At 63.0% G+C, this 246-nt stretch carries 1 protein-coding gene; it reads left to right on the top strand.

The window, feature by feature from the left end:
- Nucleotides 1–213 (top strand): hypothetical protein (locus ACPYOD_RS19190; protein ID WP_481303276.1); only part of this gene is annotated, 213 nt, incomplete at its 5' end.
- Nucleotides 214–246: the final 33 nt, after the last annotated feature.

Here is a 246-nt window from a genome sequence, read left to right as displayed (position 1 = left end):
TCGCCGCCATGGCGGCTCCTACAGGCAAAGAAAAACCCGGCCCATGTCGAGACCGAGCTTTCCGAAAGCACGCAGGGAGTCCCGCTCTGTGTGGGAGCCGCTTCAGCGGCGATGGGTGCTGGCGGCAAGGTGGCCCGCTGCTGCGGAATCGCCGGCATAGCCGGCTCCTACAGGCAAAGAAAAAACCCGGCCTCTGATGAGACCGGGTTTTAGGATAAAGCCCCTGGCGGTGACCTGTTGCTGTGC

This window comes from Luteibacter sp. HAY1-4A (genome assembly GCF_056755355.1).
Note: the sequence above shows the minus strand (reverse complement) of the source record. Positions and strands in the feature narration are given on the sequence as shown.